Source organism: Stenotrophomonas sp. STEN240, assembly GCF_056756175.1.
In genome coordinates, this window is record NZ_JBRRBO010000032.1 from 15859 (window position 1) to 40873 (window position 25015).

Genomic DNA, 25015 nt, shown 5'->3' on the forward strand with positions numbered 1-25015 from the left:
GGCGAATGAAGTAGGTAAAAACCCCAGCCTTAGCTGGGGTTTTTGGTAGATCAGAACTCCTGCCAGTCGGAGTCTGCTAATTCAGCTACAGCGTTGGAGGTGTTGGCCCGACACCGCGGAGCGGGTGTCGGTGTCCGCGCCGGTGCGGTGCGTTGCAACGGCTGGCGCTTGGCAGCGGGCGTGCTGAGCTCCGCATCGGCTTGCTCATCCTGTTCCAGCAGGAACACCGAGACCACGTTGGCCAGCTGCGCGGCCTGTTCTTCCATGGAACGCGCCGAGGCTGTGGCTTCTTCCACCAGGGCGGCGTTCTGCTGGGTGGTCTCGTCCATCTGCACGATGGTCTGGTTGACCTGCTCGATGCCGGCACTCTGCTCCTGCGAGGCAGCGGAGATTTCGGCCATGATGTCGGTGACGCGCTGCACCGAGGCGACGATTTCGCCCATCGTGGTACCGGCCTTGCGGACCAGCGCCGAGCCATCGGCAACCTTGCCGACCGAGTCGTCGATCAGGCCCTTGATCTCCTTGGCGGCGCCGGCTGAGCGCTGCGCCAGCGTGCGTACTTCGGAGGCAACCACGGCGAAGCCGCGGCCTTGCTCACCAGCACGTGCGGCTTCCACTGCCGCGTTCAAGGCCAGGATATTGGTCTGGAAAGCGATGCCGTCGATGACCGAGATGATCTCGGCGATCTTGCGCGAGGACTGCTCGATCTGGGTCATGGTGGTGACCACCTGACTAACCACTTCACCGCCTTGTGAGGCAACCGAGGCTGCGCCGATGGCAAGCTGGTTTGCCTGACGGGCAGATTCGGCGTTCTGACGCACGGTGGAGGTGAGCTCCTCCATCGAGGCGGCGGTTTCTTCCAGGTTGGCAGCCTGCTGCTCGGTACGACGCGACAGGTCGTTGTTGCCGGCGGCAATCTCGCTGGCGGCCGAATTGATCGACACCGACGAATGCTTGATGCGCCCGACGATGCCGGTCAGCTGTTCGGCAGTGGCGTTTGCGTCATCGCGCATGGTGGCGAACACGCCTTGGTAGTCGCCGTGCATGCGCACGGTCAGGTCGCCACGCGACAGTGCCGACAGCAGTGCGGAGATCTGTTCCAGGCTGCTGGCATTGGCATCCAGCAGGCCGTTGATCTGGCTGGCAAGCTGCAGGAAGAAGCCGTCCTTGTCGGCGGTGCCGATGCGGCCACTGAGGTCGCCAGCAGCGGCGGCCTCGATGATGCGCGCCACTTCCTTCTCGACCTGCGCCTCGGTGCTGCGGTCACGCCATTCGACAACATGGCCGACCGGCTGGTTGTTGTCGTCGCGGATGACCGAAATGGTCTGCGCGAACTCGGCTTCGCCAAAGCGCATTTCACGCTTGAACACGCCGTGCTTGTCCAGTGCTTCCAACACCTTGCCGTCGACTTCGCCACCGTGCTCAAGCACGGTCACCGGCTGGCCGATCAAGGGCTTGCTGGCGTCGAAGTCGGTCAGCGTGCTGCTGAACTGCTCCTGGTGCTCGCTGAGCTTTTCGAGCAGGGCGCGGTTGGCGTAGACGATTTCCAGATCGTTGTTGGTCAGGAACACGCCGGTGGAGGAGTAATCCAGCGCGGTACGGATGCGCAGGTTCTCATTGGCGATCACCGTCTCGTGTTCGATGCGCTCACGCAGATCGCGCTGCATGCGCTGCATGGCGCGCAGCAGATCGCCTACTTCATCAGCGCGGGAGACATCGATGGAACCATCGAGCTTGCCGCTTGCCACTTCGTTGGCAACGTCAACCGCGCCGCGCATGGCCGCGACCAGCGAGCGGGCGAACAACCAGACCAGTACCAGGCCTGCAGCACCACCAATCAGTACGGCGATGATGCCGACCAGTGCAGAGGTGCGGTAGGTTTCGGCTGCCTGCTTGGCAGCGGCCTGTGCGCGCAGGTTGTCGTTGGCGGCCAGTGCCTGCAGGGCAGCATAGGCGTTGCGGTGCAGGTTGCGGGTTTCGCCGACAAAGGTGTCGATGGCGTCATCCGGCAGGTCCAGCGCCAGCATCTCGCTCACCGCATCATAGGACGCAGCGGTCTTGCCCCAATCGGCGACAAAGGTGTCGAACAGCTTCTTCTGTTCGGGACTGTCGATCAGCTTGGGATAGGCGGCGATGGTGGTGTCGATCTGCATGCGCAGTTCGGTGGCACGTGCCTTGGCATCGGCTTTGACGTCGTCGCTGGCGCGTACCAGGCTCTGGTAGGACGCATTGCGGTACTCGCTGACCATGCCGCTCAACTCACCGTTGGTGCGGAGGCTGGGCATGCGCTTTTCAGCAAGGTCGGTGGTGACGTTGTTCAGCGAGTGCAGGCCGCGGAAGGCGACGATGCCCTGCAACAACATGACGAACAGCACGACGCCAAAGGTAAGCATCAGCTTCGGCTTGAGTTTCAGCGAGTTGATCCACTGCATCTTGCGCGATCTCCGGGAACAGTCCCTGCCAGGTCACTGGCGTGGGATGGCACGCCGGCGTTGCCGGCGTGACAAAAGGCGGATTACTTGATGTTGGCCAGCTTCAGGTTGGCCGGCGAGGCGACTTCGATCTCGGCGCGCGAGGCATCACGCTGGATCTTGCCGATCACGCAGACGGTCTTGCCTTCCAGCGTTTCCAGCGGGAAGCCAAACTTGCTGCGGTTGCTGCCGGCGATGCGGGCCGAGAAGGTGTGGCGCGGGAACATGCCGCCCATGTGCAGGAAGGTCGGCTGACCCTCGGAGCCTTCGGCGTAGCGGGCCTTTTCGACCTTGCCGCAGACCATGCCGTCCTTGCCAGCGAAACGCGCGGCGTTTTCCGGCGGGATCATCTCCGCATCGGCGGCAGCGTCAAAGGCGACGGTGGCCAATACGGTGGCAGCAAACAGCGGAAGCAGGTGCTTGTACATCGGAGACTCCGGGATGAGGAAGTGGGGCCGGTCGGGGAGGACGGGCATGCAAGGGCTATCGGCCACGATTTGCCGCGCTTGAATTGCATGCGTGAAAATGTGATCGGCTTCGCAGATGCGCTTGTCAGGCGGCTTCTTCAGTGGCGCTGGGCTGGCCGAGGTCGGCGGTGTCGAGCAGGGTTTCAATATCCAGCAGGATCAGCATGCGATCGTCCTGGGTACCGATGCCGGAGATGAAGCGGGTATCGACAGCGGCGCCGAACTCCGGGGTCGGGCGGATCTGATCGGCGTTGAGCGGGATCACATCGGAAACGCTGTCCACCACGATGCCGACTACGCGGTCTTCGACATTGAGCACGATCATCACGGTGAAGGCGTCATAGCGGGCTTCGTCCAGGCGCAGCTTCAGGCGCAGGTCGATGACCGGCACGATGGTGCCGCGCAGGTTGATCACGCCCTTGATGTAGTCCGGTGCATCCGGCACCCGGGTAACCGCGTCATAGCCGCGGATTTCCTGCACCTTGAGGATGTCCACGCCGTAGTGCTCGTTGCCGAGGGTGAAGCTGAGGTATTCGCCGCCGGTGGTGTCGGTGGCGGTGGTGCGGGAGTCATTCATGGCGGATCCTGGTCCTGGCGGGCTGCCGATGCGATGCGGCTGATGCACCGGTATCGGCGTTGGCGGCCGGGACTTTAGGTGCCGGGCAGGAATCTGTTGCAGGGGCGGTGTTCTGGCGGGCCCTGCTGCCGTCATTCCCGCGCAGATGGGGCTCGCTCTGGCTTTCAGCGCAAAGAGCTTGTCGTTTTACGCGTGCGCGGAAGGTACCGAGGGGACGTGGGCGTAACAGCGAAGGTGGGAGCAGGAGCGTTTCCCGCCTGCGTCGGGATGACGGCTCAAGGGCAGCAGTCGGCCGCTGCCATGCCAAGGCCAGACAAAAGCCAAGGCTTTCGGCTTAATCGCCGTTGCTGCGTGCTTTTCGCAGGCGGTCAATGCGGAAGATGTAACGCTGGATGATGTTGTCGGCGCCGCGCGGCAGGTCGTCAAAGCGCAGGCCGATACGGGTCATTTCGCTGCCGTTGGGCTGTTTCTGCTGGCGCAGGTTGCATACCACCAGCGGGGTTTTCACCGTGCCGCCTTCCGGAATCTGCAGTACGCAGTCGCTGTAACGGCTCTGCAGTTTGAGCAGGTTCTGCTCGGGCGGCAGCAACAGGGCGATGCCGCCGGCACTGATATCCAGCACCCGCCAGCGGCTGGGTTCGCCGCCGTCCGGATCGGGCAGCAGGCAGTAGGGCGAGTCGCCCACAGGTGTTTCCAGCCGATAGAACTCGCGCCGCTGCAGGTGGTACACCTCCTCCGGCAGCGGCACCTCGAAGGCGACATGGTCGCCGCGCTCGACGCGGCGCTGGCCTTGCAGCTGGAAGCGCACCATCACCTTGTCCACCTGGCCAAAGCAGAGCAGGGTGCTGGCGGTTTCCACGGTGCGGTTGATCGAAGGCACCGGGCTGGCATCCAGTACCAGGCCGTGCATGTCCACTTCCAGCACCGCCGAGGGGAAGGATTGATCGCGCCCGTCCGGGTGCACGTTGACCAGCGAGCGCTGATCGATCATGCCCTGCAGCAGGTGCCTTACCTGGTGCGGATTGCGCACCATGTAGCGGTCGTCGGCATACAGCTTGCCGGCGTGGGGCGAGGGCGTCGGTGCAGGCGATTCGTGGTCGGGCATGGACACTGTATTGGTTGGCCGATGATCAGTGTGGCCATTCGGAAAGCGCCACAAACTGTGATAACGGCCGCCTTTTTAACATCTTTAGCCAGCTTGTTACGACCCGTGGCGAATGCCGGGCAATTTACTTGCCACCCGCCTTGGCAGCGCATGAGCGAGGAGGCTGGGCGCGGTGGCGACGGTTTTTTGACTCTCGCTTTTTATCAAGCTGAGCGCCGGCTTAATTTTGGAGATGACAGCGTGAAATAGTTTAAAAGTGTTATTTACATCACAATTTAACATCTTACGATTCGAGAGGATCTGCAACTTCCGGGCAGTACCCTCAACGCAAGGGGACAGCAGATGAGCAGGGAAGCAGCAGATCAGTTCGATCAGTTGGGCGCGCTCTACGAGGACATGGCGACATGGCCTTTCCGCAAATACATTGAAACACCCAGCGTATTTGCAGCACTCGGGCCACTTGAGGGCCTGGACGTCATGGAATACGGCTGTGGCAGCGGTTACTACTCACGGCTGTTGAAGCGGGCCGGCGCACGCAAGGTGGTGGGATACGACCTTGCCGAAGGAATGCTTGATTACGCGCGCCGCTGCGCACAGCGCGATGGCCTGGACATCAGCTTCCGTTCCACGCTGGATGAAAGCTGCCACGCTGCCTTCGATGTGGTTCTGGCGGTATATGTGCTGCCCTATGCCACCACCCCGGCCGAACTGGAACAGATGGCGGCCGAGATGATGGCACCGTTGCGTCCGGGCGGGCGGCTGGTGGCCTTGCCGATCCATCCGCGCTACGCGCCCGCGACCAGCTATTACGAGGGTTGCGGTTTCACGCTGACGGCGGACGACAGCAGCAATCCGTATCAGGAAGGCGGGCGCCTGCGCCTGGACCTTCGCTACCGCCAGTACGATGCCAGCGTGCACGCCTGGTACTGGTCGCAGCAGGCGATCGAGGCGGCGCTGCACAAGGCCGGCGCTGAGTCGATCCAGTGGTCGAACCCCACGCTTGTTGCCGGCCACGATCTGGCCGGGGTACCACCCGCATTGCAGGCGTATGTCGATGAGCCACACGCGGCCATCATCGAGTGTCGCAAGCGGTAGCCACGTTCGCCGGTAGCTGGCGGCACCGGCGCTGCTTGATCGCCTTCAACAAACCAATCCTCGTTCCTGCCCTGATTGACCCATCGGGGCGCTGGGCGATCCCGAGGGCCGGCCAATGTCCATCGAAGTGCAGATCCTGCAGTCCATCGAAGCGGTGGACGAGGACGAATACCGTGCGTTTCATCAGGCCAGCGGCGCCTCGTTCTTCTACGACTGGCGCTTTCTGTGCGCTGCCGAGCGCTCACCGTTGTTGGCCATCCAGGGCGCGTTCTACCTGTTGGCGCGGGAAGACGGACGCTTGGTAGGTTTTGTCCCGGCTTACCTGCAGTCGGTGCAGACCGTGGATCCTTTCGGTCTGCTGGCGCGTACCGCCGGCATCGAGAGTGACTGCGACCAGAGCGCGCTGTTCAGTCATGCCATGCATTGCTTCGACAGCAATGTACTGGTGCTGGAAGGCGCGGCGGTGCAGGCGCTGCTGGTCACCGCGTTGAAGAACCTGGCGGCAACATTGAATGCGCAATACGTCGGGCTGTTGAACGTTGCCGGTGCGCAGGCGCGGCAGCAGCTGGCGGAACACGGCTTGGTGGTGCGTTATCTGGTCGACCGCTATTTCATGGACATGACCCGGTTTGCCGGGTTCGACGCAGTGGTGAAGGCCCTGCCCAAGGACGGCCGCTACGAAATGACCCGCCAGCTGCGCAAGTTCGCTGCCGGTGCCGGTGTCATCAACATGCTCAGCCCACCCTTCGATGATCGGCTGGAGCAGTTGACCGAGTTGTGCCAGCAGACCACCGCACGCAATGGCACCCCGCAGTACTTCCCGGCGCAGACGCTGGCGCGCTTCGTGCGGACCTGTGATGGGTTGATACGGCTTGTGCTGGTCGAAGATCAAGGGGTGGTGGTGGGGGGCTTGATCTGTTTCGTCGACGGCGCGCTGATGTGCATCTGGTCGGCGGGGATGCGCTACGACCTTACCGATTACAGCCCGTACACCATCAGTTTCGCCTACGCCTACGAGTGGGCGCTGGCAGCGGGCATACACACCATCGAAGCAGGGCGCTTGAACGCACGCATCAAGACGCGGCTTGGCTTGCAGCCCTTGCCGCTGTACTCGGCGACCAGCGCCGTGGCCGCTTGATCCTCCCCTTTCGGACAATCCCAGGGAACTGCCATGCATACGCAGCATGCAAAGATTCTTCCAGATGATTACCGCGCTTTCTCGCAGACGCTGGAAGGAAAAGTGCGCTCTCGACATCATGCCGAGTACGCGGGCTGGTACTACAGCTCGGCCTGGAACCGGCGCCATTTCGAGCGCTTTCCGGAGTACATCGTGCGTGCCGCTTCAATTGACGATGTAATCAAGAGCGTCAACTTCGCGCGCTTGCATGGGCTGCGGGTGGCGGTAAAGGGGTCCGGGCACAGCTATGCGGGCAGCTTTCTGCATCGTGGTGGGCTATTGCTGGACCTGGCCCAGCTCAACGCGATTGATGTCGATGCCGAGCAGGCGATGGTGAGCGCCGGGCCGGGCGTGAACAGCGCCCAGCTGTCGCATGCGCTGGCACCGCATGGATTGGCTTTCCCGACCGGCCATGGCGCGAAGGTGGGGCTGTCCGGGTTTCTGCTCGGTGGTGGGCTGGGCATCAACTGTGATGCCTGGGGTGGCATGAGTACCTTCAATATCCGTGCGTTGGATGTGGTGACGGCGGACGGGCGGTTGCTGCATGTCAACGAGACCGAAAATCCGGAGCTGCTATGGGCCGCGCGTGGTGGTGGGCCTTGCCTGTTCTTTGTGGTGGTGCAGTTCCACCTCAAGACCTGGCCGGCACCCAAGGCGATGCTGTCGCGTAGTTACGCGGTGGATACGGCCGACCTGAAACCGCTGTTGCTTGCCTTGTGCGCACGCAGGGACGACCACCGTGTGCAGGTCATGCTTGCACTGGGCGGGGCGGTTGGCGTGCCTGCCGGCTTGAGCGTCAGCGTGTTCTGCGACGACGCCGGCGAGGCCAGCGGTCTGCAGGAAGCACTGCGCATGGATGTAGCGCCGTGGCTGGGTGATGTTGCTGAGCAGGTGCTCGACAACTTCGATCCCATCTACCGGCAGACCGAACAAGCCATGGTGAGCAAGCGCTACCGGGCCGACAACATCCTGACCGATGCGGCCGGAAAAGCAGCCGATGTGCTGGTTGCCGGCATGCGCGAGCGGCCTTCTCCGGCTACGTTCTCATTGCTGATCCTGCGGCCCAACCATGAACACGACGACGCGGCGTATTCGATCCACGGGCGGGTTTCGGTCTCGACCTATGCGCAGTGGGATGACGAGGACGCAGACGGGCTGAACCGGGATTGGTTGCGCGCTGTGTATGACCAGCTGGCGCCACATGCCAATGGGAGTTACATCAACGAATTCGATCTTGAGGGCCGCTCGGATGAGGTCGCTGTCTGTTACTCGGCCGACGCCTGGCGGCGCCTGCGCAAGTTGCGCCAGCAGCATGATCCGAGTGGCATATTTCCCGGCGTGTCGTTGTTGGCGGCAGATGTCAGCGAGCGCGTTGCCTGAGCGTACTGCCGGCAGCGGGCGGGCCGGAGAGTGAGCGCCCGCTGCCGGCAGTTACCGCTTAGAACTCCTGCCAATCATCGGCGCTGGCGACCGGCGCGCGATTGGTCGGGGTCGGGATGGCGCGCAATGCCGGGCGTCCGCGCGGCGGTGCTGCGCTGGCACTGGCCGCCACCTTGGCCAGTGAAGCGCTTACCGTGCCTGCCAGGCGGAACTGCGCCACCGCAGCGGACAGCTGATGCGCCTGGTCTTCCATCGAGCGCGCCGCAGCTGTGGCTTCTTCCACCAGCGCAGCGTTCTGCTGGGTGGTCTCATCCATCTGCATCACGGTCTGATTGACCTGTTCGATGCCGCTGGACTGCTCCTGCGAGGCCGAAGAGATATCGGCCATGATGGTGGTCACACGCTGCACCGAGGCAACAATCTCGTCCATGGTGCTGCCGGCGCGGCGTACCAGCTGCGAGCCTTCGGTGACTTTCTCCACCGAGGTGTCGATCAGGCCCTTTATTTCCTTGGCGGCCGCTGCAGAGCGCTGCGCCAGGGTGCGCACTTCCGATGCCACCACCGCGAAGCCGCGGCCCTGATCACCTGCGCGGGCGGCTTCCACTGCAGCGTTGAGTGCCAGGATATTGGTCTGGAAGGCAATGCCGTCAATCACGCTGATGATGTCGGCGATGCGCTGTGAAGATTGCTCGATCGAGGTCATGGTGGAGACCACTTGCCCGACCACCGCGCCGCCCTGTGCGGCCACCTCGGCAGCACCGCGTGCCAGTTGGTCGGCCTGGCGCGCGTGCTCGGCGTTCTGGCGCACGGTGGAGGTGAGCTCTTCCATCGAGGCTGCGGTTTCCTCCAGATTGGCGGCCTGCTGCTCGGTACGGCGCGACAGGTCGTCGTTGCCGGTGGCGATTTCGCTGGCCGACAGGCTGATGCTGCCACTGGCCGCCTGGATGCGCGAGACGATGCTGCCCAGCTGGTCGATGGTGGCATTGCCGTCATCACGCATGCGCGCGAACACACCGTGGAAGTCACCCTCCATGCGCTGGGTAAGGTCGCCTTGGGCGACGGCCTGCAGCAGCCGCGACAGATGACCGAGGTTGTCTTCAGTGGATTCCATCAAGGAATTGACACCGCCGACCATGGCGCGGAAATCGTGTTCGAACTGGTCAGCATTGCCGCGCAGGCTGAAGTCGCCGGCAGCGGCTGCATGCGCCAATCGCTTGATCTCGTTGTTGATCGCGGCAAGGCTGGCCTTGGTGCTGTCCATCGCTTCGGTGATGGCGGCCTTCTCGCCGGGCAGGCGGTCCATGTCCACCGACAGGTCGCCGCGCGCGTAGTGGCGCATGACTTCCACGACCCGCATTTTGACGCCGATGTGCTGCGCAACCAGGGTGTTGACCTCGGCCACCATGCGGCTGTATTCGCCCGGGAATTTCGATTCATCGATGCGGAAGCTGATCATGCCAAGGTCATGCTCGCGGGCCATCTCGCGCTGCGCGCCGATCACCGCCTTGAGCTGGTTCTGCATGCGCTGCATGGACGCCAGCAAGGCGCCGACTTCGTCCTTGCGGGTGCAGTCGATGCTGCCATCCAGGCGGCCATTGGCAACGTCATCGGCGGCCCGCAATGCTTCATTCACCGGGCGCACTATCGCGCGTACGATCACCACGCCCAGGACGACCGAGAGCAGGCCGAGCAGGACCATGCAGAAGATGATGGCGGTGCTGCTGCGCGTCTGCGCGGCATCGGCATCGGCGACTTCCTTGTCCAGTACCGAGGCGACATGGCCGCTGAGCTTCTCGACGGCGTCGAACAGATCACGCCGGCTGATGCGTGACTGGTCGTTGGAGATATTCTGCGCCAGCTCGAACTCACCGGCGCTGATGGCTTTTTCCATCTGCGCGTGGGCGTTGAAGTAGGCCTCCAAGGTCTTGCCCATGTCGGCATACAGGGCTTGCTGGGTGGCATCGGCGGGAAGGGCTTCGTACTGTTTGCGGTGCTCGGCCAACTTCTGCTGCTGGTCGACGATGCGCTGGTTGTACTCGGCCACAAAGGCCGGCTCGTGCAGGTGCGAGAGCTGGGACAGCTCGGCGATGCGGATCTCTGCCAGGTCGGCACGCATCCGCTCCAGGTACTGCACTGCAGGCATGTAGCGCGCGGTGACCTGCGCCAGCTGGTCAGTGGCCTGGTTCAGGCGCAGCACCGCGAAGCCACCCATGGCCAGGGTGGTAAGCGTAGTAAGGGTGAAAGCAAGTGCAAGTTTTTTTGCGATGCTGAGATTGCGGAAGAACTCCATCTCTAACTCTCCAGATCGACTGCGGAATAAGGCGCTGCGGACGGGCGTTTGGATGGCCTGGACCTCTCAGCGTGATGTCGACACCGCACATCCCTGCGGGTGCTGTCATAGCCGATAACGGCGCCTTCCCGCGTCGCTGTAGGGAGCTGTACTCCGGAAATTCTGAAGAATTCAGCACAGTCAGGACCAGTGGGGCATTTGGCGAATCCGCCTGTCAGTTAACTGTGCGACGGCGCACAATTTCAGATGATTTCACCCACTCTCTTACGTTTCCTGGCGAGTGCAGGGGCAACGGCTGCAGGTCTGGCCAACGCCGTTGTGTTTGCCTGCGGCATGAAAAAGCCCCCGACAGATGCAGTCGGGGGCTTGGGGGAACCTGCGGCAGCTCAGCGCTGGAAGTCAGGGGTCAGAATTCACGCCAGTCTGCATAATCCAGCTGTCGTGCAGACTTTCCGCCCTGTGCGCTGGCCGCGAGCGGACGCAGCCGTTGCTGCGGACGCTGCCCCACAGCGGTTGCCCGTGCCCGTGCCCGGGGGCGGATGTGGTGGCGCTGCTTTCGGTGGTGCGGAACACGGCCACCGCCTCGGTCAACTGGTTGGCCTGGTCTTCCATCGAGCGTGCGGCGGCGGTGGCTTCTTCCACCAGCGCGGCGTTCTGCTGGGTGGTTTCGTCCATCTGCATGACGGTCTGGTTGACCTGGTCGATGCCGGCGCTCTGTTCCTGCGAGGCGGCGGAAATCTCGGCCATGATGTCGGTCACGCGCTGCACCGAGGTGACGATTTCTTCCATCGTGGTGCCGGCCTGGCGGACCAGTACCGAGCCTTCGCCGACCTTGCCGACCGAGTCATCGATCAGGCCCTTGATTTCCTTGGCGGCAGCGGCGGAGCGCTGGGCCAGCGTGCGTACTTCCGAGGCAACCACCGCAAAGCCACGGCCTTGCTCGCCGGCACGGGCGGCTTCCACGGCGGCGTTGAGCGCGAGGATATTGGTCTGGAAGGCGATGCCATCGATGACGCTGATGATGTCGGCGATCTTCTTCGACGAGGCTTCGATCGCGCTCATCGTGGTGACCACTTGGCCGACCACATTGCCGCCCTGGCTGGCCACGCCATGCGCGCCGATGGCGAGCTGGTTGGCCTGGCGGGCGTGCTCGGCGTTCTGGCGCACGGTGGAGGTCAGTTCCTCCATCGAGGCGGCGGTTTCCTCCAGATTTGCGGCCTGCTGCTCGGTACGGCGCGACAGGTCGCTGTTGCCGGTGGCGATTTCGCTGGCGGCCAGATTGATGCTGGTGGCGGCGTGCTGGATGCGGCCGATGATGTCGGTCAGCTGGCCAACCGTGGCGTTGGCATCGTCGCGCATGTTGGCGAACACACCGTGGAAGTCACCCTGCATCTTTGCGGTCAGGTCGCCACGGGCAATGGCCTGCAACAGCTTGGACAGCTCGGACAGATTGCCGTCGGTGGTTTCCATCAGCTGGTTGAGGCTGCTGACCATGTCGCGGAAGTCGTGCTGGTAGGCATCGGCATCACCGCGCACCGAGAAGTCACCCATTGCAGCGGCGCTGGCCAGGTGCTTGATCTCGTTGTTGATCGCCGACAGGCTGGCCTTGACCGCGTCCACGGTTTCGGTGATGACGGCCTTTTCGCCCGGCAGACGCTCGATGTCCACCGACAGGTCGCCGCTGGCATAGCGCTTGATCACTTCCAGAGCGGACTGCAGCAGCTGGATATGCGAAGCGACCAGTGCATTGCTTTCCTTGACCATCACCCCGTAGTCACCCGGGAAGGCGGCCTCGTCCATGCGGTAGCTGATGCTGCCGGCATCGTGCCGATGGGCCATTTCGCGTTGCGCGCCGATGACGGCCTGCAGGCGGGTCTGCATGCGCTGCATCGAGGTGAGCAGGGTACCAAGCTCGTCATCGCGTTGTGCGCCGATGGTGTTGTCCAGCTTGCCGGCGGCGATGTTGTCGGAAATCTTTACCGCCTCATTCAGCGGCGTGAATACAAATCGGCGCAGCAGCAGATACAGCGCGCCACACAGAAGCAGGGCGGCAAGCACGCCGACGATGATGATGGTCCACAGCAACGCGCGTGCCTGCTGCATCAGCAGGGCGCGTGGAACGACCACGCCGAAGGCGAAATTCTGCGCGGCGTTGCCAATCTTCAGCGGGACATAGGTCTCGATCATTTCCTGGTCGAGCGTGCTGTCATGATGCTGCTCGAAGGTGATCTGGCCTTTGGCGGTGGCGGCCAGCATCGCGCGCGTATCGGCGTCATCGACCTTGCTGCCAACCTTGGCGGGGTCACGGTCGGCGATGATGGTGCCGGCCGGTGACAGCAGGCGCACATAACCCTGCTCCATAGGGTGCATCTTGGACAGGCGGTCCTGCAGCGACTGCAGCGCGAAGTCCACGGTCACAACGCCCAGGAATTGATCGTCCTGCACGATGGGCGTGGCCAGCGTGGTCATCAGGATGACCTTGCCGCCAATTTCGTAGCTGTAAGGTTCCTGCACGGAGGGCTTGTTGGAGGCGCGCGGTTGCAGATACCAATCGCCGTTGCCGGGGACATCATAGTCACGCAGGGGTTCGCGCACCGGCGCGCCATCCTGCCAGGCCCAATAGCTCATGAAGCGGCCGCTGGCATCATGCCCTTCGCTGTCCACATGGCTGGCGTCATCGCCATCGAATGCCTGCGGCTCCCACATGGTGCCGACACCGACCCACTGCGGGTTGTCCAAGGCTTGTGCCTGCAGCATGGCCGCCGCACTCTGGCGGCTGAATCCACCCTGCTGGCGCAGGGTGAGGAAGCTGCGCGCGACGGTGTCGTTGGCCTCAAAACCATGGCCGAGTTCTGTGGAGATCCGTTGCGCTTCAAGCTGCGCGATGTTCTCCAGGCTCACCCGCGAAGCGCCCAGCAGTGCGTCACTGCTGCGCAGGTAGATGATCAGGGCGGTGAAGCCGAAAGCGAAGGTGGCGACCAATGCTGTTCCCAGCATCAAGCGCATTGCGATACTGCGGGTCAGGAAACCGTTGGGCAGAGACATGGGGTACTAGTAGCCTGAAAAGTGGGGGTTTCGTTTGTTTTTTGCAGCTGAATCTATCGCTGGAGTCATCCTTTTCAACGCAAGGCGCTCCCCTGTGGAGGGGAGCGCCTTCGCTGATCAGAATTCCTGCCAATCACTGTCGTTGTCGATACGCACGGCGGCATTGCCGCGTTGTGCCGGTGCCGCCGAGCGCAGTCGGCGAACGGGTGCCGGTGCCGCGGCCAGCGCGGGCTTGCTCTGCAGCGGCGGTGCTGCCACGACCTGCACGCTGTCGGTACGGAACACGGCGACCGCCTCGGCCAGCTGATTGGCCTGGTCTTCCATCGAGCGTGCGGCGGCGGTGGCTTCTTCCACCAGCGCGGCGTTCTGCTGGGTGGTTTCGTCCATCTGCATGACGGTCTGGTTGACCTGGTCGATGCCGGCGCTCTGTTCCTGCGAGGCGGCGGAAATCTCGGCCATGATGTCGGTCACGCGCTGCACCGAGGTGACGATTTCTTCCATCGTGGTGCCGGCCTGGCGGACCAGTACCGAGCCTTCGCCGACCTTGCCGACCGAGTCATCGATCAGGCCCTTGATTTCCTTGGCGGCAGCGGCGGAGCGCTGGGCCAGCGTGCGTACTTCCGAGGCAACCACCGCAAAGCCACGGCCTTGCTCGCCGGCACGGGCGGCTTCCACGGCGGCGTTGAGCGCGAGGATATTGGTCTGGAAGGCGATGCCATCGATGACGCTGATGATGTCGGCGATCTTCTTCGACGAGGCTTCGATCGCGCTCATCGTGGTGACCACTTGGCCGACCACATTGCCGCCCTGGCTGGCCACGCCATGCGCGCCGATGGCGAGCTGGTTGGCCTGGCGGGCGTGCTCGGCGTTCTGGCGCACGGTGGAGGTCAGTTCCTCCATCGAGGCGGCGGTTTCCTCCAGATTTGCGGCCTGCTGCTCGGTACGGCGCGACAGGTCGCTGTTGCCGGTGGCGATTTCGCTGGCGGCCAGATTGATGCTGGTGGCGGCGTGCTGGATGCGGCCGATGATGTCGGTCAGCTGGCCAACCGTGGCGTTGGCATCGTCGCGCATGTTGGCGAACACACCGTGGAAGTCACCCTGCATCTTTGCGGTCAGGTCGCCACGGGCAATGGCCTGCAACAGCTTGGACAGCTCGGACAGATTGCCGTCGGTGGTTTCCATCAGCTGGTTGAGGCTGCTGACCATGTCGCGGAAGTCGTGCTGGTAGGCATCGGCATCACCGCGCACCGAGAAGTCGCCCATTGCAGCGGCGCTGGCCAGGTGCTTGATCTCGTTGTTGATCGCCGACAGGCTGGCCTTGACCGCGTCCACGGTCTCGGTGATGACGGCCTTCTCGCCGGGCAGCTGCTCGATGTCCACCGACAGGTCGCCGCTGGCATAGCGCTTGATCACTTCCAGAGCGGACTGCAGCAGCTGGATATGCGAAGCGACCAGTGCGTTGCTTTCCTTGACCATTACCCCGTAATCGCCGGGGAAGGCGGCCTCGTCCATGCGGTAGCTGATCATGCCAGCGTCATGCTGCTGGGCCATCTTGCGCTGGGCGCCAATCACCGACTGCAGCTGTGCCTGCATGCGCTGCATGGACTGCAGCAGCATGCCCACTTCATCACGGCGCGAGGTGTCGATGCGACGGTCGAGCTTGCCGGCGGCGACATCGTCGGCCACGCGCACGGCTTCGGCCAGGGGAACGGTGATGGCACGGATGATTGCCAAGCCGAGCGCTGCGGCCAGCAGCAGCGACACGCCCAAGCCGGCCAGGATGGCCAGCAGCGAACGCTTGTGGGCGCTGCGTGATTCGGCCGTCTGCTTGGTCAGCTGGGTCTGGTTGTACTGCGAGAGCTGCTTGAGCTGGTCGAACAGGCCGCGGCGCAGCATGCGCGATTCGTCGCTGGAAATGCTGCTGGCGGTAACGAAGTCGTCCGCAGCGATGGCCGCGGCTATGCGGTCGTGCGCGCCGAAATAGCCGGCACGCAATTCCTTCATTTTTTCGTACAGGGCCAGCTCTTCCGGGCTGTAATCCGAATCGATTTCGTCATAGGCCTTCTCCGCAGCTTCAATCAGCTTGCGGGTATCGGCCAGGCGCTTGTCGTAGTCGGCCAGTTGGGCCGGGTTGCCCTGGTAGGACAGCTGGGCCTGCTCGAAGGTACGGTATTCACCGAGCTGGGCGCGCATTTCGCCGAGCTGCTGCACCGCCGGCATCCAGTTGTTGTTGACCTGCTGTATCTGGGTGTCGGCCACGTTCATGCGCCACAGCGCGAACAGCGCAAGCAGCAGGGTAAGCAGGCTGGTGCTGCAGAAAGCAAGCACCAGCTTTCGGGTGATCGACAGATTCTGGAACCACTTCATTGCAGACATCTCCGTAGGCAAGCATTGGGGGCGACCCTCAGGTCCGGCGCCCCTGGGGAGTGTCATGAGTGGTGCGGGCCGCGACGGAGGCCCAGGTCGATGGACAAACCTGATTGCATTGCGATGCGGTATCGGCAGATTTCCGAGCTTCTTGAAGAAACTCTGCGGATGTGATTCAGCCAGCCGAAGGACCGCTCGCGAATGACCGCTGGAGCGTGGGGCATACGCGGACATACAACAGAACGCCGCCCGCCCAGATGAGGGGCGAGCGGCGTCAGGGGCAGGCGTTTACGGTGTGATCAGGCCGCTTGCTGGGTGCGCAGTGAGCGCACCAGGCCACCAATATCAACGATCAGCGCAACCCGGCCATCGCCGAGGATGGTGGCGCCGGAAACGCCACTGATGCGCCGGTAGTTGTTTTCGATGTTCTTGACGACCACCTGTTGCTGGCCGATCAGCTCGTCCACTTCCAGTGCGATCTTCTGGCCGTCGCCCTCGACCACGACCACCAGCGGGTCGGCCTGCGGATTGTGCGGATAGCCGTAGTACTGGCCCAGCGACAGGATCGGCAGGTATTCGCCGCGCACCCGCAATACGCGGCCTTCGCCGGCCATGCTGCGGATATCGTCCGGCTGTGGCTGCAGTGCTTCGAGCACGTAGGCCAGCGGCAGGATCAGGGTTTCGCCGGCAATGGAGACCGTCATGCCATCCAGGATGGCCAGGGTCAGCGGCAGCCGGATCAGCACGCGGGTGCCGGCACCGGTGCGGCTTTCCAGCTGCACCTCGCCACCCAGTGCCTGGATGTTGCGGCGGACCACGTCCATGCCGACGCCACGGCCGGAAAGATCGGTGACCGCGTCGGCGGTGGAGAAGCCGGGTTGGAAAATCAGGTCCCAGACCTGTGCGTCGGTGGGGTTGTCCGGCACGCTCAAGCCGCGTTCCAGCGCTTTGGCCAGGATCTTGTCGCGGTTCAGGCCGCGGCCGTCGTCGCTGACCTCGATGACGATATGCCCGCCTTGATGCGATGCGGCCAACGTAATCGTGCCGGTTTCGTCCTTGCCGGCCTCGCGACGCACGTCCGGCATTTCCAGGCCGTGGTCGATGGAGTTGCGGACCAGATGCACCAGCGGATCGGCGATCTTCTCGATCAGGCCCTTGTCCAGCTCGGTGCCTTCGCCGATGGTGCGCAGGCGCACCTGCTTGCCGAGCCGGCCGGACAGGTCGCGGACCAGGCGCGGGAAGCGACGGAACACCGCATCCACCGGCAGCATGCGCACGCCGATGACGGCTTCCTGCAGGTCGCGGGTATTGCGTTCAAGCAGGTCCAGGCCGGCAAACAGCTGCTCGGCAAAGACCGGATCCAGCCCGCCGGAAACCTGCTTGAGCATGGCCTGGGTGATGACCAGTTCGCCGACTAGGTTGATCAGTGCATCGACCTTGTCGACGCTGACCCGGATCGAGCTTTCCGCTTCATGCTGCTGCGCGCTGGCCGGCGCCTTGGCGGCGGCCTCGGTGCTGGCGGCAGCTGTTACCGGAGCTGCCTCGATGGCAAGGCTGGGCGGTGCGGCCGGACGGATGTCCAGTTCGCAGTCGTCCACCACCCAGGCAAAGGTGTCTTCGATACGGCTGCGCGGCACCTTGCCAACCAGGCCCAGATCCCAGGCCAGGTAGGCTTCCAGCGGATCGAGCTGATCGAAGCTGGGCAGGCGCGCCATACGCGGTTCGACGTGCAGCGAACCCAGGGTTTCCAGCTCGCGGATGATGCGCAGCGGATCGTTGCCACTCATGAACAACGACGGCGCCGGGGCGAAGCCAATCTGCCAGGCGTCCGGGGTTTCTTCCTGCTTGGGGGCGACGACCGCTGCCGGGGCATCGCCCGCCAGCACCGCCTGCAGGCGGTCGGTGACCGCCTTGACCGCAGCCGGATCGGCGGCCTGGCCATGCTCCACTTCACGCAGCAAGGCGCGCAGTACATCCACCGAGCCAAGCATCGCATCGACGGCGTTGCCTTCCAGTGCGCGCTTGCCGGAGCGCAGCTCATCAAGCAGCGTTTCCAGTACGTGGGTCAGTGCGGCGATGGCATCAAAGCCAAAGGTACCGGCGCCACCCTTGATCGAGTGCGCGGCACGGAACACCGAGTTGATGACTTCGGGGTCGTGCTGGCCGTCTTCCAGTGCCAGCAGGCCGGCCTCCATTGCATCCAGCCCTTCGCGGCTTTCTTCGAAGAAGGTGGCGTGGAAACGCTGCAGGTCCATGCTCATTGGCGCGGTATCCGATCGGTAGGGCAGGTGGGCTGATCAGCCCAGGACTTTCTGGACGGTGGCAATCAGCTGTTCGGGGTTGAACGGCTTGACCAGCCAGCCGGTAGCACCGGCGGCCTTGCCTTCGGATTTCTTGTCTGCGGCCGACTCGGTGGTCAGCATCAGCATCGGCGTGAACTTGTAGTCCGGCAGCTGGCGCAGCTCGCGGATCAGCGCGATGCCGTCCATGTTGGGCATGTTGACGTCGGTGACCACGGCGTTGAAACGCTGGCCCTTGGCGCGGCCCAGGGCGACAGCGCCGTCCTCGGCTTCTTCAACCGAAAAGCCGGCTGAGGTGAGGGCGAAAGAGACCATCTGGCGCATTGACGCCGAGTCGTCCACCACCAAGATTCGTGCGCTCATGCAGCGTTCTCCACAGATTTCGTTGTGTCAGGGGTTGCTTCCAGACCCAGGGTCCGGAGGACACCGAGCAGGCGCGCGGCGTCGCGGAAGGTATCGGTAGCGTTGTCAAACACGGTGCCATGGCCGGCCTGCTGGCGCGCCAGCACAAAGGCGCACAGCACCTGCATCGCGGCGGTGTGCACACGGCCTACCTGGCTGGCATCCACACGCAGCTGACCGGCCTGCGGCAGATGGGTTGCCAGTTGTTGCTTCAACTCGCTGGTGGACTCGATGCCGAGATCCTGCGCCAGGGCCACAGTGCTCATCATTGCTCCGAACAAACGTTACTGGGAGAGATAGCGGCGATCCGCCAGCGATCTTTAGGGCTGCGATGCGTTGCAGCAGATAGTGTTAACCGGCGCACGGTTTTGGTGGCATCAGCCCCTCCTTGCGCCGAAGGTGGAGGCTGCTTTGCCCCCTCCCTTTCGCGCAGCGAAGGGGAGGGTTGGGGAGGGGTGAGCTCTGCTCCCTCCCTTGCGCAAAGCGCAGAGGAGGGCCGGGGAGGGGTAGCTTTTGACTGTGTAGAGCCGAGCCATGCTCGGCTGAAGCCTCACCGGTAAAGCCTCTGCCGAGCATGGCTCGGCACTACCTTTGTTTCTTTCCCTTTGCTTCGCAAAAGGGAGGAGGCATGGGGCAACAGCACCCCTCCTCAATCCTCCCCTTCGCTGCGCGAAAGGGAGGAGGCCAGGCGGCAATCAGCGCAGCAGGCGGCCGGCGTCGAGCAGGATCATCGGTTGCTGGCCAACGCGGGCGATGCCGCGGAACAGTTCGTTGGAGATCTGGCAGATGCGCGCGGTATCCGGTGGCTCGATCTGCGAGTCGTTGAGGTTGGCCACGTCTTCCACCGCCGACACCCGCAGGCCCAGGGTCTCGCCGTTTTCTTCCAGCACGACAATCCGGGTCTGCGCGTCTTCCGCTGCGCTGTGTACATCCAGGTGGCGGCACAGGTCCATCACCGGCACCACCTGGCCACGCAGGTTCATGATGCCCAGCATTGCCGGGCCGGTGCCGCGCAATGCCAGCAATGGCACCGGCAGGACCACCTCCTGCACCTTCAACAATTCCAGTGCATAGGTTTGCTGGCCGCAGCGCAGGCGCAGCCAACGCGTGCTGCGCTCGGAGGCGCGGCGCTGTTGGTTGTTGGCCGGGCGCTGTGCCTGTGCCTGCAGCTCCTGCCAGGTGCTGGGGCGTGCGTCTGCCACCGGCGTTTCCAGTGCGCGTACGTTGGGTGTGCTGCGCGGCGGCGCAGGCGGGGGCGCCGGCAGGCCCGCCGCAGTCGCGAACGCGGCCTGCAGACAGGCACTGTCGCTGTGGGCGAGCTTGCGGCTTTCAGCGGGGCCGGTTTCGTAGATCACTTCGTCCGGCAGGTCGTCCCAGGTTGGCGGACGGCCTGCGTTGGCGGCGCTGGTGGCTGCCATGGCATCGTCGAACGCGGCCTGCAGGGCAGCGTTGTCGCCAGCTACGCTGGTTGGCGGAGTTGGCGCGGCCGGTGCTGCGGTGGCTTTGGACTGCGTGGCTGCCAAGGCGGCCTCAAACACGGCTTCCAGCTCGGCACTGTCGCCGGGCGCTTCAAAGGCTGGTTTTGCGGCGGCGGGTGCGGCGAGGACCGGTTCGGCAGCAACCGGGGCCGGTACCGCTTCCATCAGCAGTTCGCCCAGATAGTCGTCCAGTACGTCGTTGCTCATGCGGCGCGCTCCAGCTGCGCGGCCTCGTTGAGCAGCAACCATTCCAGCGCGTGGCGGTAGGCGGCCATGCCGCGACCGGGGTAATCATCGCCAAGCAGCGGTACGGTCAATGCGGCCGGATTGCAGATGCGGGTGTCGATTGGAATCGCATCTTCCCAGACGCGTTCGCCATGGCGGTCCTGCATCAGCTTGAGGGTTTCGTTGCCGGCGCGGGTGCGGCGGTCGAACAGGGTCGGCAGCACCGAGATGGGCAGGGCACGCTTGCGTGAGCGCTCCACCATCTCGCCGGTGCGGACCATGCCGTCCAGACCATGCAGGGCCAGTGGCTCGGCCTGGGTTGGGATGATCAGGCGGTCGGCCGCTGCCAAGGCGTTGATCATCAGCAGGCCCAGCGTGGGCGCGCAGTCGAGCAGGATGTAGTCGTGCTGTTCGCCGTGGCGTGCAAGGGCCTGCTGCAGGGCCAGGCCGAGGCCAGGCTGGTTGGCGCTGCGCCGTTCCAGCGTGGCCAGCGAGGCCTGCGCGCAGAGATAGTCCAGGCCGGGGATGTCACTGTGGCGGGCCAGCGCGGCGATTTCGTGCGGTGGTGCGGCGAACAGCTCCTGCACGCCTTGCGGCACCGGCTCGACAGGCACACCGAAGGCGCGGGTCAAGGAGGAGTGGGGGTCCAGGTCGATCAGCAGCACCTTGTGGCCGCGCGCGGCCAGGCCGCGTCCCAGCGACAGGGTAGTGGTGGTTTTGCCGACGCCGCCTTTTTGGTTGGCAATGGCCCAGATGCGCATCAGTGGACTCCTTCGATGACCGCCGGTACCGCGCTGCGAATGGCGCTTGCGGCGGCAGCGCCGCCACTGTCGTCATCGCCGCTGGTGCTGGCTGTGGTGTTGCCGGCTGCAGGCAGATCGGCTGCTGCTGCCGAATCGGCGAGGATGATCACCATCACCCGCCGGTTGCGGTTGCGCCCTTCGGGCGCATCGTTGCTTTCGCGTGGGCGGAACTGGCCGTAGCCGACCATGGCCAGCCGCTGCGGCTGTACACCGTGGTCGGCAAACAGGTGGACCACGCTGGCCGCGCGCGCCGCCGACAATTCCCAGTTGGACGGGAACTGCGCGGTGGCGATTGGCAGGTTGTCGGTATGGCCTTCCACGCGCACGCCGTTGGGTGCGTCCAGCAATACATCGGCCAGCGTACCCAGGGTTTCGCGGGCACCGACATCGAGCGCGGCCGAACCGGTGACGAAAAGGATATCGCTGTTGATCTCGACCTCGATCCACAGTTCGGTGCGGCGCACCGTGATGACGCCTTGTTTGACCAACGGGGCCAGTGTCCTGCTCAGCTGGTCGGCGATCTGGTTGAGCTGGCGCTCGGCGCGCTGCAGCTGTTCCTGGTTATGCGCCGAAACCGGCATGCGCATGTGCGACGCCATCGAAGGCAGTTGGGTAGGATCGGCCAGTGCGCCGCCGGTCATGCTCGGTGCTCGGATCACCGAGGGTGAATCAAAACCGCCACCCTGCAGCTGCTTGTTGCCTACCTGTACCTGGCTGATGGTGCGCGGGGCGCCGCCGAAAGCGGTGGTCAGCGCATCGGCCATGACCCGGTACTTGCCTTCGTTCAAGGAGGAGATCGCGTACATCACCACGAAGAACGCGAGCAGCAGCGTCATCAGATCGGCATAGGGGATGGCCCATGCTTCATGGTTGGCGTGCTCTTCGTGGCGCTTGCGACGGGCCATGGTTCAGTTCACGAAGCCGGCCAGGCTGTTTTCGATATTGCGCGGGTTTTCGCCCTGGGCAATGGCGATCAGGCCTTCGATGATCATTTCGCGTTCGCGGCAGCTGCTGGCGATCACGCCCTTGAGCTTGGCCGAGACCGGCAGAAACAGCAGGTTGGCCGAGGCGATGCCGTAGATGGTGGCGGTGAAGGCGGCAGCGATACCGTGGCCCAGCTTGCTCGGGTCGGCCAGGTTCTTCATCACTGCGATCAGCCCGAGCACGGCGCCGATGATGCCCAGAGTAGGGGCGTAGATGCCCATGCCCTCGAACACCTTGGTGGCGGCCAGATCCTGCTGTTCCTGGCTGCCCAGTTCGATTTCCATCATGTGCCGGATGGTGTCCGGCTCAACGCCGTCAACCACCAGTTGCAGGCCTTTGCGGATGAACGGATCGTCCTGCATCTCGACCTGCGGCTCCAGGCCGAGCAGGCCCTGGCGGCGCGCGATATTGCTCCAGTCCACGATCTGCTGGACCAGCGCGCGGCGATCGCTGGCCGGCGGGCGGATCACCCAGCGCACGATCTTGAAGGCGTGTTTGAACACCGCCGGCGAGGTGTGCAGCAGGATGGCCGCCAAGGTGCCGACGATGACGATCACAAACGCAGCCGGTGACCACAGCGAGGACAGGCCGGCGCCTTTGAGGATGCTGCCACCCACCAGCGAGGCGAGGGCGAGGAAAAGTCCAATGATGCTGAGTCGGTCCATGGTGCGTATATCGGCCTGGTTGGAGCGGTCTTGAATCGGGGGCTTTGCTTAAGCCCCTCTTCCGCAGGCGGGGGAGGGGTTGGGGTGAGGGCGCTGTTGGAGCAGTCTTGAATAGAGGGGCTTTGCTCAAGCCCCTCTCCCGCGGGCGGGAGAGGGGACAGCGTTTTGCTCTACGGGTTAAAAGCTGCCCTCACCCGCCCCGTCTTCGCGGGGCTCCCTCTCCCGCAGGCGGGAGAGGGGATGCGTGCTCCCGCAGGCGGGAGAGGGGATGCGTGATTGCAAGCTCAACTGGGGGTTTTGCTGCATCGCTTACCCTTGCCCTCCGCGCAGCCCATCCACATCCAGAATCAACGCCATGCGCCCATCACCAATCAAAGTGGCGCCGGCATAACCGTTCAGGCCGCGCAGTGCGCGCGGCAGTGGTTTGATCACCACTTCCTCGCGGCCACGTACCTGGTCCACCACCAGGCCGAAACGGGCTTCGCCCATCTGCAGCACGACGATGGTCAGCAGCGTCGCTGGCGCCGGGGTGACTCCCAGCCACTGGCGCAGGTCCAGCAATGCCAGGGTGTGGGATTTGCGGTCCAGCACGGCGCGGCCGTCAAACCAGCCCAGCGAGGTGGCCGGCGCATGCAGCACTTCCATTACCCGCGCCAGTGGCAGCGCGTAGACGTCGTCGCCGGCCTGCACCAGCAGGGTTGGCAGGATCGCCAACGTCAGCGGCACGCGGATCAGGAAACGGCTGCCACGGCCCAGCTCGGATTGGATCTGGATCTGGCCACTGAGTTCACGGATGCGTGACTGCACCACATCCATGCCAACGCCACGGCCGGAAATGTCGGTGACTTCCTGTTTGGTCGAGAAACCGGGCAGGAACACCAGGTGCAGGCATTCTTCGCTGGTCAGGCGGGCGGCTGCTTCCGGGTCGATCAACCCCTTGTCACGGGCCTTGGCGCGCAGGCGTTCGGGGTCGATGCCGGCGCCGTCGTCCTGCACTTCGATGCTGACGTAGTCGCCTTCCTGTTGAGCAGACAGGCGTACCCGGCCCATCCGTGGCTTGCCCTGGGCCTCACGTAGTTCGGGTGATTCCACGCCATGGTCGATGGCATTGCGCACCAGATGCACCAGTGGATCGGCCAGTGCTTCAACCAGGTTGCGGTCCAGCTCGGTATCGGCGCCGATCAATTCCAGATCGACTTCCTTGTGCAGCGAACGGGCCACGTCGCGGGCGACCTTGGGGAAACGCGAGAACACCTTGCCGACCGGCTGCATGCGGGTACGCATGACCGCCGACTGCAGGCGTGCGGTGGCGATATCCAAAGTGGAAACTGCGCGGTCCAGTTCTTCGTCCTTCAAGCGCACGCGCAGGGTCTTGAGCCGGTTGCGCGCCAGCACCAGTTCGCCGATCAGGTTGACGATGGCGTCCAGGCGCTTGGTGTCCACGCGCACGGTGTGCTCGGGCTCGGCGGCTTTGGCGGCTGCCGGTTTGGCGGCAGCTGCTGCCGGGCGCGGTGCGGGCGCAGCAGCACGCGGCGGGGCGGGCTTGGGCGCCGCTGCTGCCGCAGGAACAGCGTGTACGGCCACTGCACCGGGTGCAGCACCGCCATGCAGCTTGTCGAGCAGGGCCTCGAATTCGTCTTCGTCGATCAGCTCATCGCCGGCCTTTGCCGCAGCGATGGGCTGGGCACCGGGCGTGCCGCTGCCGTGCAGCTCGTTGAGCAGGGCTTCGAACTCGTCTTCGCTGATCAGCTCGCTGCCACCTGCAGACGCGGCGACCGGCTGCGCGACTGCAACGACCGGTGCAGCACCGACATCGAACTGGGCGATCAGCGCCGCAGGTGCATGCTCCGGTTCGGTGCCCGAAGACACCGCGTCGAGCATGGCCTGCAGCCAGTCCAGCGATTGTTGGGCGGCATCGAAATGATGGGCCAGCAGTTCAGCCTTGCCGGCACGCGCCATGCCCAGGGTTTCCTCGGCGGCGTGGCACAGCTCCACCATCGGATGGATCGCCAGAAAACCGGCGCCGCCCTTGAGCGTGTGGAAGCCGCGGAACACGGCGTTGAGCTGCTCGCTATCGTGCGGTGCCTGTTCCAGCGTCACCAGCTGTTCGCCGAGGCGATCCAGGATCTCCTGCGCTTCGAGGATGAAGTCGGCGGCGATGTCGTCGGCAAATGCACTCATGGC

General features: G+C 64.1%; 17 protein-coding genes and 2 pseudogenes. 3 read left to right on the forward strand and 16 right to left on the reverse strand.

What is annotated here, in order from left to right; all coding sequences use genetic code 11:
• Positions 1-50 precede the first annotated feature (50 nt).
• The 4 genes from ACVOKO_RS13650 to ACVOKO_RS13665 form a co-directional block, all read right to left on the reverse strand.
• The gene (locus ACVOKO_RS13650) at positions 51-2432 is read right to left on the reverse strand and encodes a methyl-accepting chemotaxis protein (RefSeq protein WP_346499452.1); all 2382 of its coding nucleotides are present in this window, start codon (positions 2430-2432) and stop codon (positions 51-53) included.
• 83 nt (positions 2433-2515) lie between these two features.
• Positions 2516-2899, reverse strand: a complete 384-nt coding sequence (locus ACVOKO_RS13655) for a hypothetical protein (protein WP_430980783.1) — start codon at positions 2897-2899, stop codon at positions 2516-2518.
• A gap of 124 nt (positions 2900-3023) precedes the next feature.
• Positions 3024-3515 (reverse strand): chemotaxis protein CheW, encoded by a 492-nt coding sequence (locus ACVOKO_RS13660; RefSeq protein ID WP_346499453.1) that lies wholly within the window; start codon positions 3513-3515, stop codon positions 3024-3026.
• 334 nt (positions 3516-3849) lie between these two features.
• Positions 3850-4620: a flagellar brake protein gene (locus ACVOKO_RS13665; RefSeq protein WP_346499454.1), complete on the reverse strand. Its 771-nt coding sequence runs from the start codon at positions 4618-4620 to the stop codon at positions 3850-3852.
• Between the two features lie 342 nt (positions 4621-4962).
• Here ACVOKO_RS13665 and ACVOKO_RS13670 point away from each other — a divergent pair, with 342 nt between their 5' ends.
• The 3 genes from ACVOKO_RS13670 to ACVOKO_RS13680 all read left to right on the forward strand — a co-directional run bounded on the left by ACVOKO_RS13670 (position 4963) and on the right by ACVOKO_RS13680 (position 8272).
• Positions 4963-5715, forward strand: coding sequence for a class I SAM-dependent methyltransferase (locus ACVOKO_RS13670; RefSeq protein WP_346499455.1), 753 nt, complete (start codon positions 4963-4965; stop codon positions 5713-5715).
• Positions 5716-5830: 115 nt separating this feature from the next.
• On the forward strand, positions 5831-6853 hold the full coding sequence (locus ACVOKO_RS13675; protein ID WP_346499456.1) for a GNAT family N-acetyltransferase: 1023 nt from the start codon (positions 5831-5833) through the stop codon (positions 6851-6853).
• A 33-nt stretch (positions 6854-6886) separates the two neighbouring features.
• Positions 6887-8272, forward strand: coding sequence for an FAD-binding oxidoreductase (locus ACVOKO_RS13680; protein ID WP_346499457.1), 1386 nt, complete (start codon positions 6887-6889; stop codon positions 8270-8272).
• A 58-nt stretch (positions 8273-8330) separates the two neighbouring features.
• Here the strand turns inward: ACVOKO_RS13680 and ACVOKO_RS13685 are convergent, their stop codons facing one another.
• The 12 genes and pseudogenes from ACVOKO_RS13685 to ACVOKO_RS13740 all read right to left on the reverse strand — a co-directional run bounded on the left by ACVOKO_RS13685 (position 8331) and on the right by ACVOKO_RS13740 (position 25012).
• Positions 8331-10562, reverse strand: a complete 2232-nt coding sequence (locus ACVOKO_RS13685; RefSeq protein ID WP_346499458.1) for a methyl-accepting chemotaxis protein — start codon at positions 10560-10562, stop codon at positions 8331-8333.
• A 399-nt stretch (positions 10563-10961) separates the two neighbouring features.
• A complete protein-coding gene (locus ACVOKO_RS13690) occupies positions 10962-13607 on the reverse strand; it encodes a methyl-accepting chemotaxis protein (protein ID WP_346499459.1) in 2646 nt (881 codons plus the stop codon).
• A 117-nt stretch (positions 13608-13724) separates the two neighbouring features.
• Positions 13725-15338, reverse strand: a pseudogene (locus ACVOKO_RS13695) (methyl-accepting chemotaxis protein); the annotation flags it as partial.
• 96 nt (positions 15339-15434) lie between these two features.
• A pseudogene (locus tag ACVOKO_RS13700) lies at positions 15435-16208 on the reverse strand (MCP four helix bundle domain-containing protein); the annotation flags it as partial.
• A 65-nt stretch (positions 16209-16273) separates the two neighbouring features.
• Positions 16274-18235, reverse strand: a complete 1962-nt coding sequence (locus ACVOKO_RS13705; RefSeq protein ID WP_346499461.1) for a chemotaxis protein CheA — start codon at positions 18233-18235, stop codon at positions 16274-16276.
• A 36-nt stretch (positions 18236-18271) separates the two neighbouring features.
• Positions 18272-18637 carry a response regulator gene (locus ACVOKO_RS13710; protein WP_062167746.1) on the reverse strand — a complete coding sequence of 122 codons (366 nt, stop codon included), beginning with the start codon at positions 18635-18637 and terminating at the stop codon, positions 18272-18274.
• Positions 18634-18942 (reverse strand): STAS domain-containing protein, encoded by a 309-nt coding sequence (locus ACVOKO_RS13715; RefSeq protein ID WP_346499462.1) that lies wholly within the window; start codon positions 18940-18942, stop codon positions 18634-18636. The genes ACVOKO_RS13710 and ACVOKO_RS13715 overlap by 4 nt, the downstream gene beginning before the upstream one ends.
• A 429-nt stretch (positions 18943-19371) precedes the next feature.
• Positions 19372-20361: a chemotaxis protein CheW gene (locus ACVOKO_RS13720; RefSeq protein ID WP_346499463.1), complete on the reverse strand. Its 990-nt coding sequence runs from the start codon at positions 20359-20361 to the stop codon at positions 19372-19374.
• Entirely contained in the window at positions 20358-21140 is a 783-nt protein-coding gene (locus ACVOKO_RS13725; RefSeq protein WP_346499464.1) for a ParA family protein, read from the reverse strand. Before ACVOKO_RS13725 ends, ACVOKO_RS13720 begins: the two co-directional genes overlap by 4 nt.
• The gene (gene motD / locus ACVOKO_RS13730; protein WP_346499465.1) at positions 21140-22087 is read right to left on the reverse strand and encodes a flagellar motor protein MotD; all 948 of its coding nucleotides are present in this window, start codon (positions 22085-22087) and stop codon (positions 21140-21142) included. Before motD ends, ACVOKO_RS13725 begins: the two co-directional genes overlap by 1 nt.
• 3 nt (positions 22088-22090) lie before the next feature.
• Positions 22091-22831, reverse strand: coding sequence for a flagellar motor protein (locus ACVOKO_RS13735; RefSeq protein ID WP_346499466.1), 741 nt, complete (start codon positions 22829-22831; stop codon positions 22091-22093).
• 309 nt (positions 22832-23140) lie between these two features.
• The gene (locus ACVOKO_RS13740) at positions 23141-25012 is read right to left on the reverse strand and encodes a chemotaxis protein CheA (protein ID WP_346499467.1); all 1872 of its coding nucleotides are present in this window, start codon (positions 25010-25012) and stop codon (positions 23141-23143) included.
• Positions 25013-25015 lie beyond the last annotated feature (3 nt).

Excerpts from the sequence above, each read along its gene's own strand:
- ACVOKO_RS13670 (WP_346499455.1), top strand. The coding sequence starts at position 4,963 with ATGAGCAGGGAAGCAGCAGATCAGTTCGATCAGTTGGGCGCGCTCTAC.
- ACVOKO_RS13705 (WP_346499461.1), bottom strand. The coding sequence starts at position 18,235 with ATGAGCATGGACCTGCAGCGTTTCCACGCCACCTTCTTCGAAGAAAGC.
- ACVOKO_RS13685 (WP_346499458.1), bottom strand. The coding sequence starts at position 10,562 with ATGGAGTTCTTCCGCAATCTCAGCATCGCAAAAAAACTTGCACTTGCT.
- ACVOKO_RS13715 (WP_346499462.1), bottom strand. The coding sequence starts at position 18,942 with ATGAGCACTGTGGCCCTGGCGCAGGATCTCGGCATCGAGTCCACCAGC.
- motD (WP_346499465.1), bottom strand. The coding sequence starts at position 22,087 with ATGGCCCGTCGCAAGCGCCACGAAGAGCACGCCAACCATGAAGCATGG.
- ACVOKO_RS13725 (WP_346499464.1), bottom strand. The coding sequence starts at position 21,140 with ATGCGCATCTGGGCCATTGCCAACCAAAAAGGCGGCGTCGGCAAAACC.
- ACVOKO_RS13655 (WP_430980783.1), bottom strand. The coding sequence starts at position 2,899 with ATGTACAAGCACCTGCTTCCGCTGTTTGCTGCCACCGTATTGGCCACC.
- ACVOKO_RS13735 (WP_346499466.1), bottom strand. The coding sequence starts at position 22,831 with ATGGACCGACTCAGCATCATTGGACTTTTCCTCGCCCTCGCCTCGCTG.
- ACVOKO_RS13660 (WP_346499453.1), bottom strand. The coding sequence starts at position 3,515 with ATGAATGACTCCCGCACCACCGCCACCGACACCACCGGCGGCGAATAC.
- ACVOKO_RS13650 (WP_346499452.1), bottom strand. The coding sequence starts at position 2,432 with ATGCAGTGGATCAACTCGCTGAAACTCAAGCCGAAGCTGATGCTTACC.
- ACVOKO_RS13710 (WP_062167746.1), bottom strand. The coding sequence starts at position 18,637 with ATGAGCGCACGAATCTTGGTGGTGGACGACTCGGCGTCAATGCGCCAG.
- ACVOKO_RS13690 (WP_346499459.1), bottom strand. The coding sequence starts at position 13,607 with ATGTCTCTGCCCAACGGTTTCCTGACCCGCAGTATCGCAATGCGCTTG.
- ACVOKO_RS13740 (WP_346499467.1), bottom strand. The coding sequence starts at position 25,012 with ATGAGTGCATTTGCCGACGACATCGCCGCCGACTTCATCCTCGAAGCG.
- ACVOKO_RS13720 (WP_346499463.1), bottom strand. The coding sequence starts at position 20,361 with ATGAGCAACGACGTACTGGACGACTATCTGGGCGAACTGCTGATGGAA.
- ACVOKO_RS13675 (WP_346499456.1), top strand. The coding sequence starts at position 5,831 with ATGTCCATCGAAGTGCAGATCCTGCAGTCCATCGAAGCGGTGGACGAG.
- ACVOKO_RS13680 (WP_346499457.1), top strand. The coding sequence starts at position 6,887 with ATGCATACGCAGCATGCAAAGATTCTTCCAGATGATTACCGCGCTTTC.
- ACVOKO_RS13665 (WP_346499454.1), bottom strand. The coding sequence starts at position 4,620 with ATGCCCGACCACGAATCGCCTGCACCGACGCCCTCGCCCCACGCCGGC.